This is a genomic window from Corynebacterium aurimucosum ATCC 700975 (assembly GCF_000022905.1).
Taxonomy (GTDB): Bacteria; Actinomycetota; Actinomycetes; order Mycobacteriales; family Mycobacteriaceae; genus Corynebacterium; species Corynebacterium aurimucosum_F.
The window spans coordinates 144,024-158,812 of record NC_012590.1 but is presented as its reverse complement, the minus strand read 5'-3'; the positions used below and the strand labels follow the sequence as shown (position 1 = coordinate 158,812).

The window sequence follows — 14,789 nt, the reverse complement described above, 5'->3', positions numbered from 1 at the left end:
CCCCCAGTTTCGTGGAAAAATGCTGTTCCATGACAACTCAATCGGCAACCGCAACCACCACAAACGGTGGCGAGAGCATCCGATTCATCCCGGTACATTCCACTTTGTACCCGTGGCTGGTCGCGGTGTTCGTCGTTACCTTCCTCATTTCGAACATCAACGCCACGAAGGGTGTCCAGCTCGGCCCGCTCATCACCGATGGCGCCTTCTTCCTCTTCCCCATCGCCTACATCGTGGGCGATGTTCTCTCTGAGTGCTATGGCTTCAAGTCCACCCGCCGCGCCGTTTATATCGGTTTCGCCATGGCGCTTCTGGCCGCAGTTTCCTTTTATATTGCAATTTGGCTGCCCGCGGCTGATTTCTACGAAGGTCAGGAAGCCTTCGCCGCCACGCTGGGCCTCGTCCCGCAAATCCTGCTGGCTTCCCTCGTGGGCTACGTCGTGGGCCAGCTGCTCAACTCCTTCACCTTGGTCAAGATGAAGGCCCGCTCAGGCGAGAAGGGTCTCATCGCCCGCCTTGTCGCTTCCACCGTCGTCGGCGAATTCGGCGATACCCTGCTGTTCTGCGCCATCGCCGCACCCGTCATCGGTATCGATTCCTTCAGCGGCTTCCTGAACTACGTCATCGTGGGATTCCTGTGGAAGACCGCCTGCGAGGTGATCATGCTTCCACTGACCACCCTGGTTATCTCCTGGGTCAAGCGCCGCGAGGACTACGTGCCAATCGACGAGGCCGACGCCCCTACAGCAGCGCCGTCTAAGTAGCAGCGACCCGTCCCGATCTTTCACCCCCTTAGCACGCACTGTGCTGAGGGGGTCTATTTCTCTCTTCCTTTCACCCATCATGCGTAATACGATGCATTCACAGTGACAAAGGAGAATAAATGGCTGCAGAGGATTCCGGCGAGCGCTTTAACCTCGATGAGGTCTTAAAGGACATCTACGATGCATAAGCATCTTCGAGCTTCCTTCCTCCCTATCCTTGGCCTAGCCACAGCCTTAAGTCTTGTGGCGTGCTCGGGGACGGAAGAAGACCCGTCGCCTGAAACGACGAACCACGCGGCACCGGAAACGACGGCGGTGAGCAGTGAGGCGTCGCCAAGCGCAGCACCCACCCCGCCCCCACTTAATGAGGGCCCGGCACCCGCACTGACCGGCACGTTTGAGATGGACGGCCCAGCCACCATCACGGGCGCGACCTATGACTCAATGCCCTTCGTCGTGCCCCTCAACCCCGCAGGGCCGCAAGAGACCATGGTGCGATGGGTACAAGACTGGGGCGAGTCCCCCGCCACAGCGGAGCAGGGTACCACCTACGTGTTGGGCCATGCGTGGGGCCAGCAAAAACTGGTATTTAACCCCTTCTCCGAGGTGGTCACCGCCAACGTTGATCTGAGCAACCCCACCGCCGTGGAGGGCCTCGACGGGGCGCAGGTGCAGCGCTTTACGACGCCCACCCTCAACGGCTCCCACATCCGCATGACCTCCGAGGGCGGTGCCGGGCGCGAGTGGATCGTGGATAACGCCTTCCTGGTTGATAAGGAGCAGCTGGGCAGCGACGCCGACCTCATGAATACCGAGGTCCCCGGGCGTATCGTGCTCATTGCGTGTGCGGTGGACGGCACATCAGACTTGGAGTACAACGTCATCGTCACCGGTCACTTGGCGTAATAGCGCCCCAGGAATTCATCGCGATAAGCCTCGTAATAGCCGCCATCGATGGACTCCCGGATGTTATCCACCAGGCGAATCATGAACTCCAGGTTGTGGATAGTGCACAGCGTGCCAGCCAAGAATTCCTTGGCTTTGAGCAGGTGGTGGAGGTAGGCGCGGGAGTAATTCTCCGAGACGTAGCCGCCAAATTCCTCATCCACACCAGCAAAGTCACGCTTGAAGCGTGCATTGGTGAGGTTCATGCGGCCATCAAGGGTGTAGACGCCACCGCGGCGCGCCAGGCGGGTCGGCGCCACGCAGTCGAAAGTATCGGCACCAGCCTCAACGGCGGTAAAGATGTCATCCGGTTCAGAGATACCCAGCAGGTGCCGGGGCTTATCGACGGGCAACTCATCGCACACCCAGCCCACAATCGTGCCCAGGTTCTCCTTCTCTAAAGCGCCACCGATGCCGAAGCCTCCGAAGCCGCGCCGGCCATTCGCTTCAGCGCGATCGGAGAGCTCCACCAGCCCGCGCGCGGCCTGTCGGCGCAGGTCCTCGTACTGCGCGCCCTGCACCACGCCCCACAGGGATTGGCGCGGCTTCTGCGGGCCGCGGGCGAGCGTCAACCGGTCGTGCTCATCCAGGCAGCGCTGCGCCCAGCGGCGCGTGCGCTCGACAGATTCCTCCTGGTAAGTGCGGGTATCAACGAGCGTGGTGAGCTCGTCGAAGGCGAACATGATGTCCGCGCCCAGACCATGCTGGATCTGCATGGAGACCTCTGGGGTGAAGCGGTGTGTGGAGCCGTCGATGATGGATTTAAAATCCACGCCATCCTCATCGACCTGCGCCATACGCTCCTTCTTGGCCGCACGGATATCGGAGTCCGTTAGGTCCGCCACGTCCATGGCGAGGACCTTTTTGAAACCCACGCCGAGGGACATGACCTGGAATCCGCCTGAGTCGGTATACGTCGGCCCATGCCAGTTCTCGAAGGCAGCCACGCCACCGGCCTCGTCCACGATGTCGTGGCCCGGCTGCAGGTAGAGGTGATAGGCATTGGACAAGATAGCCTGGGCTCCGGTGAGGCGAATCTGCTCCGGGGTCAGCGTCTTCACCGTGGCCTTGGTGGCCACCGGGATGAAGGCCGGGGTCTGGATATCACCGTGCGGGGTATGGATAACACCGGTGCGGCCGTGCTTTCCCGGTTGTGCTGGACCGCTTAAATCTAGCTCCTTCTTCACGTCGAAGGAAAGGTCGGTCTCAAGCTGCGGCTTAGGGTGAGTCATAGGGAACTATTCTACGGGCTGCGCTGCCTTATCCTCTGCTTCACGGGATGCTGCCGCGTGTTTGCGCTCCCATTCTTCTTCCAACGCCGTGCCCTCGATGTCGAGCTGTGGGATCAGCTTGTCCAGCCACTTCGGCATCCACCAGGTGGTGTGCCCCATGAGGAACATGGTGGCGGGGACAAGCGACATGCGGACTAGGAAGGCGTCGAAAAGCACGCCCGCCGCCAGCGCGAAGCCGAAGATCTGGATGAAGGGCAGCGGCTGGCTGATAAAGGCCACGAAGACGGAAATCATGATGATGGCCGCGGCGGTGACCACGCGGGCACCGGCGGTAAAGCCGGCGATGGTGGCCTCATCATTGGCGTTGTACTTGCTGTACTTGCCACCGCTGCCCTGCGGGTAGCGGGAGAAGTGCTCACGCATGCGGGTGACCAGGAAGACCTGATAGTCCATGGCTAGGCCGAAGGTCACGCCGATGAGGAAGATGGGCATGAAGGAAATCAGCGGGCCCGGCGCGGGCACCAGGCCGGTGAGACCGTCCTGCCACACCAGCACGGTCAGGCCGAAGGCACCGCCGACGGAAAGCAGGAAGCCTAAGCCCGCCACCAATGGGACCAAGATGGAACGGAACACCGCCAACAGCAGGAAGATGGCCAGGCCTACCACGATGGCAAGGTATGGCCCCATGGCACCCTCAAGGCGCTCGGTGATATCGAGCTGCACCGCGGTCAGACCAGTCATTCCGATCTCGGCACCGGTGGCATCCTCCAGCTCCGCACTAGCGGTGCGCAAGGCGGAGGCGGTGCCAACCGTGGCCTCATCCGTCGGCGCTGTGGTGGGGCTGACCATGATCTGTGCTGCCTTCATATCCTGGCTCACACCCACCAGCTGGGCGTGCTTGACCCCGCCGACCTGGTTCAGGCGCTGCACGGAATACATAAAGGAGGACAGCGCGGCCTTCTTCTGCTCGTCCTCTTCGCCCTCCTGGCCCTGGATATAGGGCTGCAGCGCCGCGGAATCCGGGTTGGCGTTAGCGCCATCCACGATCACCAGGAAGGGGCCGTTAATGCCGGGGCCAAAGCCCTCGGACAGCAGGTCCGCCGCCTTGCGCTGGGTGGTATCCGGATTAGACGTGGTATCCGCCGGAAGCGCCAGCTCCATGTGCAGAACCGGAGCGGTCAAAGCACCGAGGCCGAGCACCACCAAGGCCATGACGACACCGGGGACACGCTGCACCGTGCGCACCCAACGGTTACCCATCGTTGGCTTCGTGCGGCGCGGTCGGCGCTTCGTCGGATTTCCGGCCACGCCGGGGATGCGCCCAGCGAAGGCTTTATCACCGAGCAGCCCCAGCATCGCGGGCACCAAAGTCAGCGCCACAAGCACGGCCATGAAGACCGTGCCCGCAGCCGCCAGGCCCATCGCCGTCAAGAAACTAATGCGTGCCACCAGTAGGGCGAAGAGCGCGATGAAGACCGTCGCACCGGCAAAGACCACCGAGGAACCCGCCGTACCAACGGCCATGCCGGCGGCATCCGGCCCGTCCATGCGGGAGCGCTCCTGCCGGTAACGCGACATGATGAACAGCGCATAATCGATGCCCACGGCCAGGCCAATCATGACGGCCAGCACCGGGGTGAGGTTGTTGAGCTCCATCCAGTGGGTCGCGATCATGACGCCCATCGCACCGAGCCCCACCCCCACAACCGCGGAGATAAGCGGCATACCCGCGGAGGCCAAAGAGCCGAAGGTAATAATGAGGACGATAAATGCCACGGCCAGGCCGATGACCTCAGAAATCGAGTTGACCTGGATTTCATCACCGAAGCCTGCGCCGCCGGCCTCTACCTCCAAGCCCGCCGCACGGCCGATATCCATGGCCTCATGGACCACGTCTTTATCCGCGGGGTCCACCGAATAGGGGCTCTCCGCGTCAAAATCGAAGGTGGTATAAGCAATGGTCTCATCGGCATTGACCATGGCCAGGTTGTCGGCATCCGCCCGTGCGGTCTCCTCCGGCAAGCCCATGGAGGTGAACTGCTCGATGACCTGCTGCTGCAGTGCTGGCGATACCTCAAGCGGATTGCCCCAACGCTGTTGGCTACCCTCCGGTATGTCTAGGCCCTCTGCGATGTGGTGCACCACGTCCTCGACCGCTTCCTTATTCTGCGGGTCACTGAGCTTCTGCCCTTCCGGGGCCTTGAAGACGAGGTTGACCGACGGCGCATTGGCCGGGTTACCGTTCTCCGGGAAGAGCTCCACCGCGCGGCGGGTGGCATCAATAGCGGGCGTGCCGCTGATGGAGTACTCCGTGGTCATCGGCTTCATCAAGCTCAAGGTCGCTCCGCCCGCGGCCGCTACGATGAAGATCCAGGCGATGATGACCTTCCATCGATTGATGTAAGACCAGCGGCCTAGGTGGTAGAGCAGCTTTGCCACGGAAATTCCCCTTCACATGCGCGATTATTGCTCGCGGAAGCTTTGGTGGTGGACACGAATGTGCACCAGTTTAACCAGTTGGGCTGTGAAGCCCTAACGGTCTCGTAAGAGTTCAACGACCCCTCCAGAGCGTGGCCAGCGCTACAATGCGGAATTACTGAAATACTCTAGGAGCACCACCATGTCTACTTTCGTCATTGTCGCCGTCGCGGCCATCCTCCTCATTGCCATCCCAGCAGGCATGATGAGCCGGCGGATTCACAAGCGCACTGAAGACCACGACCCCGAGGCACGCCAAGCCGCGCTGGATTTCCAAAGAGATGTTGATAGAGGGCGGGCTGGCTTTTAAAACACAAAAGACCGGCACCCCAGAGCTAAGAACTGGGGTGCCGGATGTGGCGGTGGCGGCGGGATTTGAACCCGCGGTTGGGGGTTACCCAACAATCGCTTTCGAGGCGATCACCTTCGGCCGCTCGGACACGCCACCGCGTTCCAGATTACGTCGAGTAACCCCGAGCGACAAAATCGCTGCCCACGCCAGGCGGCGGGGACAGCGATTCAGCTACTTAAGGCTAGGAATTAGTCCTTGAGGTTTCCGATGACCTCGTTGGCCTTGTCCTTGACGCCCTCAACGGCGTCGGAAGCCTTCTGCTTGGCCTCGGAGGTGACCTGGTCGGCCTTGCCCTCGTTCTCCAGCTTCTCGTTGTCGCTTACGTTGCCAGCGGCTTCCTTAGCCTTGCCAACAAACTCGTCCTTCTTGTTCTCGAAATCACCCATGGTTTTCTCCTTACTCTCTACGTCTCTCACGTGGGACACCCAGCCTACACGCGAATCGGAAGGTGGATCCGAGACCACGTCCCAACTCAGGGCTACTCGCTGCTTCCGCGCAGACCCCCGAAGAAGCCTGTGAGCAGCTCCGCGCACTCTTCCTCCAGCACACCGCTGCGTACCTCCGGTACGTGCAGGGCGCCAGGGGCGCGCAATACCTCCACCAGCGAACCACACGCCCCCGTCTTCGGCTCAAAGGCACCAAAGACCACCGAGGACACCCGGGAAGCCTGAATCGCACCAGCGCACATCGCGCAGGGTTCCAGGGTGACGACCAGCTCGCAGCCTTCCAGACGCCAGCCATCGCCATGCACGCGCACCGCCTGACGGATGGCTTCCACCTCTGCGTGCGCGGTGGGGTCATTCAGCTGCTCGCGGCGGTTAACGCCGGTGGCGAGTTCGTTACCGGAGGCGTCGTACAGCACGGCTCCTACCGGGATATCCCCCACCGGCGTGGTGCGTGCGACCTCCAGGGCGCGACGCATGCGAGACTCCGCGCGGACCAGCCCCGCCGCTGGTTTAAGAGTCATCCGAGTCGAGGCCGTCGATGAAATCCTCCAGCTCATCGCCAAAACCCAGCTCGCCGGCAATGCGCAGGAGCATATCGGAAGGCCAGTCCTCATCGTTGTCGATGATGTAGCCCACCTGGTTCTCATCGAGGCCGAGGTCAGCGAAGATGTCGAAATCGCCGTCGCCATACGGGTCGGCGTCCTCCCACTCGTCCTCGTCCAAATCCGGGATATCGATATCGCGCAGGTCCAGGAAATCCGCGGCGAAATCGTCTTCGGAGGCATAGGTGGCGTCGGAAAGCAGCATGCGCACATCCCCCGGCACTGGGCGCACGACGACGAAATAGTCATCCTCCACGCACAACAGCGCAAATGCCGCTCCCTCCGAACGCAGGTTGCGCACCGCCTTGATGGAAGTATTGACGTCGGTAAAGTCATCCTTGAAGGGGCGAATCACCCACGCGCCTTCGGCGCTGGTGACGGTGATAGCAAAGGACAGATCGTCGTGGCTCATACCTCGTCAGATTAGTCGGATTGTGCGACAATTGTCACCGTGAGTTCTCAAGATGTTCAACGCCCTGTCTGCATTATCGGCCTCGGTCTCATTGGAGGTTCCCTCCTGCGAGACCTAGCTGCTGCACGCCATTCCGTGTACGGCTATAACCACTCGACTTCTGGTGCGCGAACGGCCATTAAGCAGGGCTATGACGTCACCGATGATCTGCCGGCTATCCTGCGCCGCGCCGAGGAGGACAATGCGCTCATCGTCATCGCGGTGCCCATGGATGCGGTTGCCTCGGTCCTCGACGTCATTCAGGAACACGCCCCGAGCTGCGGGCTGACGGATGTCGTCTCGGTCAAGGCCGAGGTTCGCCAGCTCATCGTGGAGCGCAACATGGAGTCACGCTACGTGGGCGGCCACCCCATGGCCGGCACCTCCAAATCCGGTTGGGAGAACTCCCACACCGGGCTATTCAACCGCGCTGCCTGGGTTATCACCTATGACTACGCCGCCGAGTGCGACGCACGCGGCGAGCGCATCCCCGCCGAGTGGGAGAACATTTTTGCCGACGTTGTCCGCATGACCCAGATGGTTCACGCGGAGGCGGTTCCGGTGCGTGTGGCTAACCACGATGCCGCGGTCGCCCGTATTTCGCACTTGCCGCACGTGCTGGCGGAGACCCTCGCGGTGGTTGGCGATAATGGCGGCATCCTGGCGCAGTCCCTCGCGGCTGGCTCCTTCAAGGACGGAACCCGCGTGGCGGGCACTCGCCCGGACCTGGTGCGCCAGATGTGCGAGACCAACTCGACGGCGCTGGTCCAGGCCCTCGACGAGGCCCTCGAGTTGCTGCAGGATGCGCGCGACTCGCTGGCCTCGGAGCAGCCTTCCATCGCCGCGCTTGCCGACGCTGGCTTCCGCGCCCGTACCCGCATCGAAGCCCGATCCGGTGCTCGTAAGGAATCCGTTTCTCCGGTCAAGATTTCTTCCCGCCCGGTTCTGCGTTTGCACCCGGGTGCGCCGAACTGGGTGGCGCAGCTGCGCCAGACCGAGTCTTTGGGCGGGCGCATCGAGATCTTCTAGCCCGTTGGCGAGCTTCTAGGCCTGACCTTCTGCCCTAGCAGGCCGTTCTCAACGGGTTCCCCTCACCTGGTTCCAGTCAAAAGGTTTGTTTGCCCCCAAACGAACCTTCTACCTGGTTAAAGATGGTTTACTTGCCCCCAAGGGAACCTTTTGACTGGAGACTTCTGAGTGAAGCCTTTTGTGTGGTGCCGGCCATGGGGCAGTTTTCAAAAGGCATCTTGCAGATGGCATCTGTCAGAAGGCGTTTTCTTGTCTGAAAACGCCTTTTGGGGCGTGCAGATGGCGTTTTCAGCCCCAAAGATGCCTTCTAGCGGATGCCTTTTCTGGGGTGCCATTTGGCGACGGTTTGTGGGGTGCCATCTAGCGACCGACCGTGGAGGAGCGTGCGTGGTGGCGGGCGGGCGGCGTAGTGCGGTGGCATGGGGCGGCGTGGACGCTTAGTCGCGGAAGGTGTCGTCGCGGCGCTTGCGGGCTTGGGACTCATCGCGCGTGATGCCAAGCAGCGGGTAGCCCGCGAGGCCCGCCACTAGGCCCACCGGCAACAACCACAGCATGCCGGAGGCCAGCCACAGCACCACACCAAGGATGGCACCGGCAATCAGACACGGAACGAGTTTCTCCTTCATGGAGAAACAGCCTAGTTGGTCCGCCTCCCAGCACCAGACTTGCGACTAATCAATCGCGAAGCAATGGCTAGCACGATCAGGCCCACCACCCCAGTCACGCCGGCGGTCAGTGCTACGGGCGCGCTGACCTGCATCGTTGCCGGCGGCGCCGGGGAGTTCTCGACGTTGAGGACGCCGTCGGTATCGCGGCCGCTGGTGACGTCCTCGATCCAGTCGCGGACCTCAACCACGGATGTAATCGCCGCGGTTGGGGAAGGCAGATCCGGATCCGCATTAGACGTTCCGGCCGTAGCTACGCCCACGAGGCGGCCGTTGACGAAGAACGGCCCGCCCGAGTCGCCGCCCTGCATGCCTTCGCCATTGAGGGACTTCACGTCCATGATGGCAGCCGCAATCATCGGGCCCACTCCCCCGAGTTCACCGGCCGGAATGCTTTCCGCGCCGTCGGGTCCAACGGCGATCTCTGGCATGTCGCCGCCCTTCATTACCTGGGGCGCGTCGGACGAACCAGGGGCGGGAGCGACCATTCCACCGGGAGCAGGCACTGCCATGTCACCAGGAGCCATGGCCCCGGAATCACCCGGAGCAGTCGCCATTTCGCCCGGAGCCACCGGCGTCATCTTCTGGCCGGATTCGTCTGGGCTGGCCGGTGGGGTTCCACCGGAGAGCAATTCGCCTACTTCCATCTCCGCCATCGGCAGCTGGCCTTTACGGGCCATGCGGGAGCTACTACTCCAGCCGTAGAAGTGCCCCTTCTCGCCGGCGGTGGGGACCGCATCCGCGAGCTTAGCTGGCTTAATGCCCTTAACGGGCTCGGTCAGGTGCATGAGGCCGGCGTCGATAGTCGGCGAAACAGCCCAGGAGTCCACGTCATACACACGGGTTTCCTTGCCCTGGCCAAAGCGGGCCTGCGAGCCCTCGTTGTTGACGGACTCCAAGCAGTGGCGGGCGGTCAGCACCCACTGCTCAGCCACCAGCGTGCCGGTGCAATCGCCGAAGTTTCCGATCTTGCCCATACGCAGCGCAGCCACGGCGACGCTTTCCTCCGAGTGAGGTGCGGGCTGGGCGAATTCCAAGGCCATGGCCGGCGCAGCGCCTAGCCCCACGACCAGAGAGCTGGCCACAACAGCAGTTATCTTTCGTGCCACCATTACGCGGCCACCTCCTTGATTGCCCAAGCCACGACCCTCTCGGCCGGGCCCTTTCCACAGAACTTCTTCCACAGCGCGCTCAGCAGCAGGAACGCGAGCACAAAGCCCAGTGCCGCCATGGTGTTGTGCAGCGAGACGTGTGCTTGCCAGTAGCGTGCGGTGAGAATGTGCAGGATATAGATGGTCAACGACATCGAGCCCAATGCCGCGAAGGGGAAGGTCAAGCGCGGCAGCTGGCGGCCGATGATCAGGCACAGATGCAGCACCACCGCAGTGACCGCCACGGAGAGAAGGATTTCACCGAGCACACCCGTGTGGCCCGTAAAGCGCAGCCAGCCGGCGATGTCAGGGTTAAAGCGCTGCCACAGGCCGATGCCGGTAACGACGACGGCCACCGCGCTCGTGACGATCTGGGTGCGGGTGGGGCGGGTGAGGTAGACGTCGTAAAGCAGCATGCCTGCCACCATGTACGCCAGGAATGCCACGAGGGGGTAAACCTGCGGGAGGGTGTAGGGCGCGTATAGCACCGTGGCGCCCGCGGTGGCCAGCGCGAAGAGCAGGACCTTCCAGCCAGTGGCGAGCGGCGGCACCCACGCGGTGAGAGCCATGGCCGCGCCCATCACGACGAGCACCACCTGAATCTCACCGCCCACGGGAAGCAAGGCCACGCCGATGAGCATGACTATCAGGCCGCGGGCGACCAGCTTGAGGAAGACCCGCAGCGAGTAGTCGCGGGCAAGAATCATCATCGTGGTACCTGCAATGATGGCAAAGCCCGCCGCCGGCAGCCCAGAGAGCACCACTTTGGCGCTCCACACCAAGTTGGCCATGTGCAGAATAATCATCCCGATGATGGCCAAGGAACGAGCAATATCGAGGCCCACTATTCGGGCACGCGCTGACACCTATTCATCTCCTTGCAGTTGAAAACGTTTAAAGACCGACCAGTGGCTCTGGCCGGTCTTCTTATTTGTGTGTGTTTTCAGCTCTGCATTTCACTCAGCGCTGCGTGATATGCGTCTCAGCGGCTAAGAGCGATGGCTTTCTCATCTTGCACGAGGTAAATGCGCTCAGGGGTTGCGGAGGCATCGGGGTCCACCTTCACCGTTACTGGTCTTTGAAGAAAGTCTATGAGGGCCCCGTCCGATTGCGGGCCAAAGCAGATGTTGTCCGACATCAAATCCCACGTGATATCAATCTCACTAGCCTCGTTGCTCTCAAAGTGGAAACCGGCGTTATCGCAGGAGAAATCCAAGTACTGCTCCCTAAAGTTCACTTGAAAGGAATCCGGCTGCTGTGCGGACTTCCACTCGGAATTCACCACAAACTCCAGCTGCTGCGCATTGGCGGTAACCAGGCCTGCAGGCGTGCTAGTAATAATGTTGCGCTGTGAGGATCCAGCTTCCGCTATGCCCGAGCTCCCCGGCAACTCCGAGGAGCCTGCACCCGAGAAGAGGGAGGAAATGAACAGCAGGATAGCGGAGAGAATCGCTTGAATCATGGGCCAAAGTATAGCCCCAGGTGAAGGATCGGTGTTTGCATTCTGTTTGCACCGCGTTTGCACTCACTTCGGTTTACCCGGGATTACTCGGGGCTACTTTTAGGCGACTAAAACGCGAAGAAACCCCCAGGCTATCCGGTGTTTATACCGTTTAACCTGGGGGTTTAGGTGGTGCGCCCGGAGGGATTCGAACCCCCAACCTTCTGATCCGTAGTCAGATGCTCTATCCGTTGAGCTACGGGCGCAGTCTGTTGGTTCGCAGTGCTTAACGCCGGAGCGTTTGTGCTCTGCTGTGCAACGAGGAATAACTATACCCACACTCCAGAGAACTAACAAATCCCAATGTCAATGCATGTTTTCAACCCAAGAAATGGGCATAGCAATTCACCCCGTGTTCACCTTAAGGAGGGGCTAGACGAGGGCGGCCACTTCGGCGTCGGAAAGCACGGCGTCACGGAAGGACTGAAGCGTGGCCTCGTGGTCGAAGTCAATGCCGATGAGCACGAGCTCGGTGCCGGGAGTAACCCCATTGGCCGCCCACAAGGAGGCCGGCATGATCTGCAAGTTAGGTCCGGCCTGCTGCCAGGCGTGGGCCACGCGCAGATCAGTATCAATCCAGCAATAACCTTTCGAGCGCACCAGGCCGGTGCTGGCACGCAAGGCCTTGAGCAGACGCTCGCGGTTGAAAGGACGGTCAGCGCGGAAGACCACCGAAGAGATGCCATATTCCTCGGTTTCGGGGGTGTGCGGGTTGGCCAGTTCCTCGGCGTAGCCGTGGTAGGCCGCGGCGGCTACGGTGTCATAAAGATGGGCGTCAAGGACCAGCGCAGGGTCGATAACCCCGTTGGTTACGGGCACGACGCGAGCGCGGGGGTTCATGGCGCGCACGGTGGCGATGACGCGTTCGGTTTCGGCGGCCTCCACCAGGTCGGTCTTCGTCACGAGAATGAGATCGGCGAATTCGACCTGGTCCACAAGCAGGTCGGCGATGGTGCGGTCGTCATCAGGCGTGGCCTCGATATTCTCAGAGACCAAGCTGCGGCCACGGCGTAATTGAGAAAGGAACGTGGAGGCATCCACGAGGGAGACCATGGTGTCGATGGGGGCAACGTCGGCAAGCGTGGCGCCGTCTTCAAACTTCCACTCAAAGGTGGCGGCGACGGGCATGGGCTCGGAAATACCGGTGGATTCGATGACGATCTGATCGAAACGGCCGGAACGGGCCAGCTTGCCGACGGACTCGATGAGGTCCTCGCGCAAGGTACAGCAAATGCAGCCGTTGGAGAGCTCAACGAAGCGGTCTTCGCCGCGTTCAAGATGGCCCGCGCCAGCGACGAGGGCGGCATCGATATTGACCTCGGAAAAGTCATTAACGATGACCGCCAGCTTGCGCCCCTCGCGGTTGGCCAACAGGTGGTTGAGAAGGGTGGTCTTTCCGCTGCCTAAAAATCCGGACAGCACGGTAACGGGTGTAGCCATCCCGTAATGATAACGGTTTTCATCAAGGGACGGCTACGTCAGCTAGACCGCGAGGCCGAAAATAGGCACCGCCAGCAGGTAAACGGTCAGGGTAATGAGGAAGATGCCGATGATATTGAGACCCAGACCGCCCTTAATCATTTCACCAATCTTGACGTAGCCAGAGCCGTACGCAATGGCGTTCGGCGGGGTAGCCACCGGCAACATGAATGCACACGTTGCCGCGAGCGCCACCGGGATGGTAAGGAGGAGGACGTTGACGTCACCGTCAGCGGTCAGACCAACGCCCACCGCGACACCGCCCATGATCGGAATGAAGGTCGCGGCAGTTGCGGTGTTAGAAGTGATTTCCGTAAGGAAGAGCACCAGCGCAGCCACGGCAGCCACGATGAGCACGACCGGCAGAACGCTAAGCCCCTTAGCCATCTCACCAATCCATAGGGACAGGCCAGACTGATTGAACATTGCCGAAAGCGATAGGCCACCACCAAACAAGAGGAGCACGTCCCACGGCATCTCGTTCGCCGTCTCCCAGTCCAGGAGGCGGATACGGCGCTCGTTGTCCGCCGGCAAGATGAAAAGCAGAATACCGGCTGCAATACCTACTATGGCGTCATCGTAGTTGTCGAATTCCTTAAGCACGAGCGGCAGGGTCACCCAGGAAGCGGCGGCGAGCAGGAAGATAATACCCGTCATGATTTGGGGGCGGGTCCACGGGCCGAGGGCCTCAATTTCCTCATCAATAAGCTCGCGCCCACCCGGAATCTCCTTCATCTCCGGCTGAAAGATGGTGATGAGCAGGAACCACGCGATGAGCAGGAAAATGGCGGCCAGCGGCACACCTACAGCCATCCAGCGACCAAAGCCCAGGGTCACACCCCAGGTATCCGCCATATACGCATTGAGGAAGGCATTCGGCGGGGTGCCGATGAGCGTGCCCAGCGAGCCAATGGACGCCGAGTACGCGATACCAAGCATGAGAGCAGTGGCGAACTTCTTCTGCTTATCCCAACCACCAACGGTCTCCGCAGTCAGCGCCAGGACTGACGTACCAATCGGCAGCATAACCACGGCGGTTGCAGTGTTAGAGACCCACATGGACAAGAATCCAGTAGCCACCATAAAGCCCAAAATGAGACGCTTGGGCGAGGTACCAATCAGCTTCACCACGTAAAGTGCAAGGCGGCGGTGAAGGTTCCAGCGCTGAAGCGCAAGGGCAATAAGGAAGCCCCCCATGAACAGGAAGATAGTGGCGGAGGCATACGGTGCACCGACTTCCTTGATGGCACCCACACCAGCTAGCGGGAAGATAACCAACGGCAACAGTGCCGTAGCGGCCAACGGAATGGCCTCCGTCATCCACCACACGCCCATCAGAATGGTCACGGCGGCTACAGCACGCAATGCACCCTGGGTGTATTCGGCGTCATCCTTGGCGCCGGGGGATTCCAATACCGTGTCGACAGCGTTGCTGGGGAAGATGAACCACACGAGAATGGCCAATGCGAGACCGACAATGAGGCCAATGGCCATGCGGCGCCAGTCTTTGCGGTCGACACCGCGATCGTCCTCGCCCTCCGTGTGCGCGGTTGAGACGTGAGTTTGCGGGGTAGTCATCTGCCCCCTCCTTTTCCTGGTTAACCAGCCCCCATTCAGCCGAGAGAGTTATCGGGATCACCGAATGGGCCTACACGTTCAGGCTATCGAGACCACAGACAACCAACAAACACTTT

15 protein-coding genes and 2 tRNA genes are annotated in these 14,789 nt (G+C 61.1%); 4 read left to right on the top strand and 13 right to left on the bottom strand.

What is annotated here, in order from left to right; genetic code table 11:
- Positions 1–29: 29 nt before the first annotated feature.
- Positions 30–764, top strand: coding sequence for a queuosine precursor transporter (locus tag CAURI_RS00960; protein WP_010188418.1), 735 nt, complete (start codon positions 30–32; stop codon positions 762–764).
- Between the two features lie 180 nt (positions 765–944).
- Positions 945–1,670, top strand: a complete 726-nt coding sequence (locus CAURI_RS00955) for a sortase family protein (protein WP_012714757.1) — start codon at positions 945–947, stop codon at positions 1,668–1,670.
- Here CAURI_RS00955 and tgt read toward each other — a convergent pair.
- Positions 1,658–2,941: a tRNA guanosine(34) transglycosylase Tgt gene (gene tgt / locus CAURI_RS00950; RefSeq protein ID WP_010188410.1), complete on the bottom strand. Its 1,284-nt coding sequence runs from the start codon at positions 2,939–2,941 to the stop codon at positions 1,658–1,660. The genes CAURI_RS00955 and tgt overlap by 13 nt on opposite strands.
- Positions 2,942–2,947: 6 nt before the next feature.
- Entirely contained in the window at positions 2,948–5,380 is a 2,433-nt protein-coding gene (locus CAURI_RS00945; protein WP_010188409.1) for an MMPL family transporter, read from the bottom strand.
- 181 nt (positions 5,381–5,561) lie between these two features.
- Between CAURI_RS00945 and CAURI_RS13915 the strand changes: the two genes are divergently transcribed.
- Entirely contained in the window at positions 5,562–5,729 is a 168-nt protein-coding gene (locus tag CAURI_RS13915) for a hypothetical protein (protein ID WP_010188407.1), read from the top strand.
- Between the two features lie 47 nt (positions 5,730–5,776).
- Here the strand turns inward: CAURI_RS13915 and CAURI_RS00940 are convergent.
- The 4 genes from CAURI_RS00940 to CAURI_RS00925 all read right to left on the bottom strand — a co-directional run bounded on the left by CAURI_RS00940 (position 5,777) and on the right by CAURI_RS00925 (position 7,231).
- Positions 5,777–5,867 (bottom strand) — tRNA-Ser (locus tag CAURI_RS00940).
- A 92-nt stretch (positions 5,868–5,959) separates the two neighbouring features.
- Entirely contained in the window at positions 5,960–6,157 is a 198-nt protein-coding gene (locus CAURI_RS00935) for a CsbD family protein (RefSeq protein WP_010188406.1), read from the bottom strand.
- A gap of 92 nt (positions 6,158–6,249) precedes the next feature.
- Entirely contained in the window at positions 6,250–6,693 is a 444-nt protein-coding gene (locus CAURI_RS00930; protein WP_010188404.1) for a nucleoside deaminase, read from the bottom strand.
- Between the two features lie 34 nt (positions 6,694–6,727).
- The gene (locus tag CAURI_RS00925; RefSeq protein WP_010188401.1) at positions 6,728–7,231 is read right to left on the bottom strand and encodes a tRNA adenosine deaminase-associated protein; all 504 of its coding nucleotides are present in this window, start codon (positions 7,229–7,231) and stop codon (positions 6,728–6,730) included.
- 39 nt (positions 7,232–7,270) lie between these two features.
- Here CAURI_RS00925 and CAURI_RS00920 point away from each other — a divergent pair, with 39 nt between their 5' ends.
- Positions 7,271–8,299, top strand: a complete 1,029-nt coding sequence (locus CAURI_RS00920) for a prephenate dehydrogenase (protein WP_010188399.1) — start codon at positions 7,271–7,273, stop codon at positions 8,297–8,299.
- 437 nt (positions 8,300–8,736) lie between these two features.
- Here CAURI_RS00920 and CAURI_RS00915 read toward each other — a convergent pair whose 3' ends face one another.
- The 7 genes from CAURI_RS00915 to CAURI_RS00885 all read right to left on the bottom strand — a co-directional run bounded on the left by CAURI_RS00915 (position 8,737) and on the right by CAURI_RS00885 (position 14,673).
- The gene (locus CAURI_RS00915) at positions 8,737–8,925 is read right to left on the bottom strand and encodes a hypothetical protein (protein ID WP_010188398.1); all 189 of its coding nucleotides are present in this window, start codon (positions 8,923–8,925) and stop codon (positions 8,737–8,739) included.
- 11 nt (positions 8,926–8,936) lie between these two features.
- Positions 8,937–10,076, bottom strand: coding sequence for a trypsin-like serine protease (locus CAURI_RS00910; protein ID WP_010188396.1), 1,140 nt, complete (start codon positions 10,074–10,076; stop codon positions 8,937–8,939).
- On the bottom strand, positions 10,076–10,981 hold the full coding sequence (locus CAURI_RS00905) for a DUF418 domain-containing protein (protein WP_012714755.1): 906 nt from the start codon (positions 10,979–10,981) through the stop codon (positions 10,076–10,078). The genes CAURI_RS00910 and CAURI_RS00905 overlap by 1 nt, the downstream gene beginning before the upstream one ends.
- 116 nt (positions 10,982–11,097) lie before the next feature.
- Entirely contained in the window at positions 11,098–11,577 is a 480-nt protein-coding gene (locus tag CAURI_RS00900) for a hypothetical protein (RefSeq protein WP_010188392.1), read from the bottom strand.
- Positions 11,578–11,746: 169 nt separating this feature from the next.
- Positions 11,747–11,822 (bottom strand) — tRNA-Arg (locus CAURI_RS00895).
- 166 nt (positions 11,823–11,988) lie between these two features.
- Positions 11,989–13,056 (bottom strand): GTP-binding protein, encoded by a 1,068-nt coding sequence (locus CAURI_RS00890; RefSeq protein ID WP_010188390.1) that lies wholly within the window; start codon positions 13,054–13,056, stop codon positions 11,989–11,991.
- A 42-nt stretch (positions 13,057–13,098) separates the two neighbouring features.
- Positions 13,099–14,673, bottom strand: a complete 1,575-nt coding sequence (locus tag CAURI_RS00885; RefSeq protein ID WP_010188388.1) for an SLC13 family permease — start codon at positions 14,671–14,673, stop codon at positions 13,099–13,101.
- Positions 14,674–14,789: the final 116 nt, after the last annotated feature.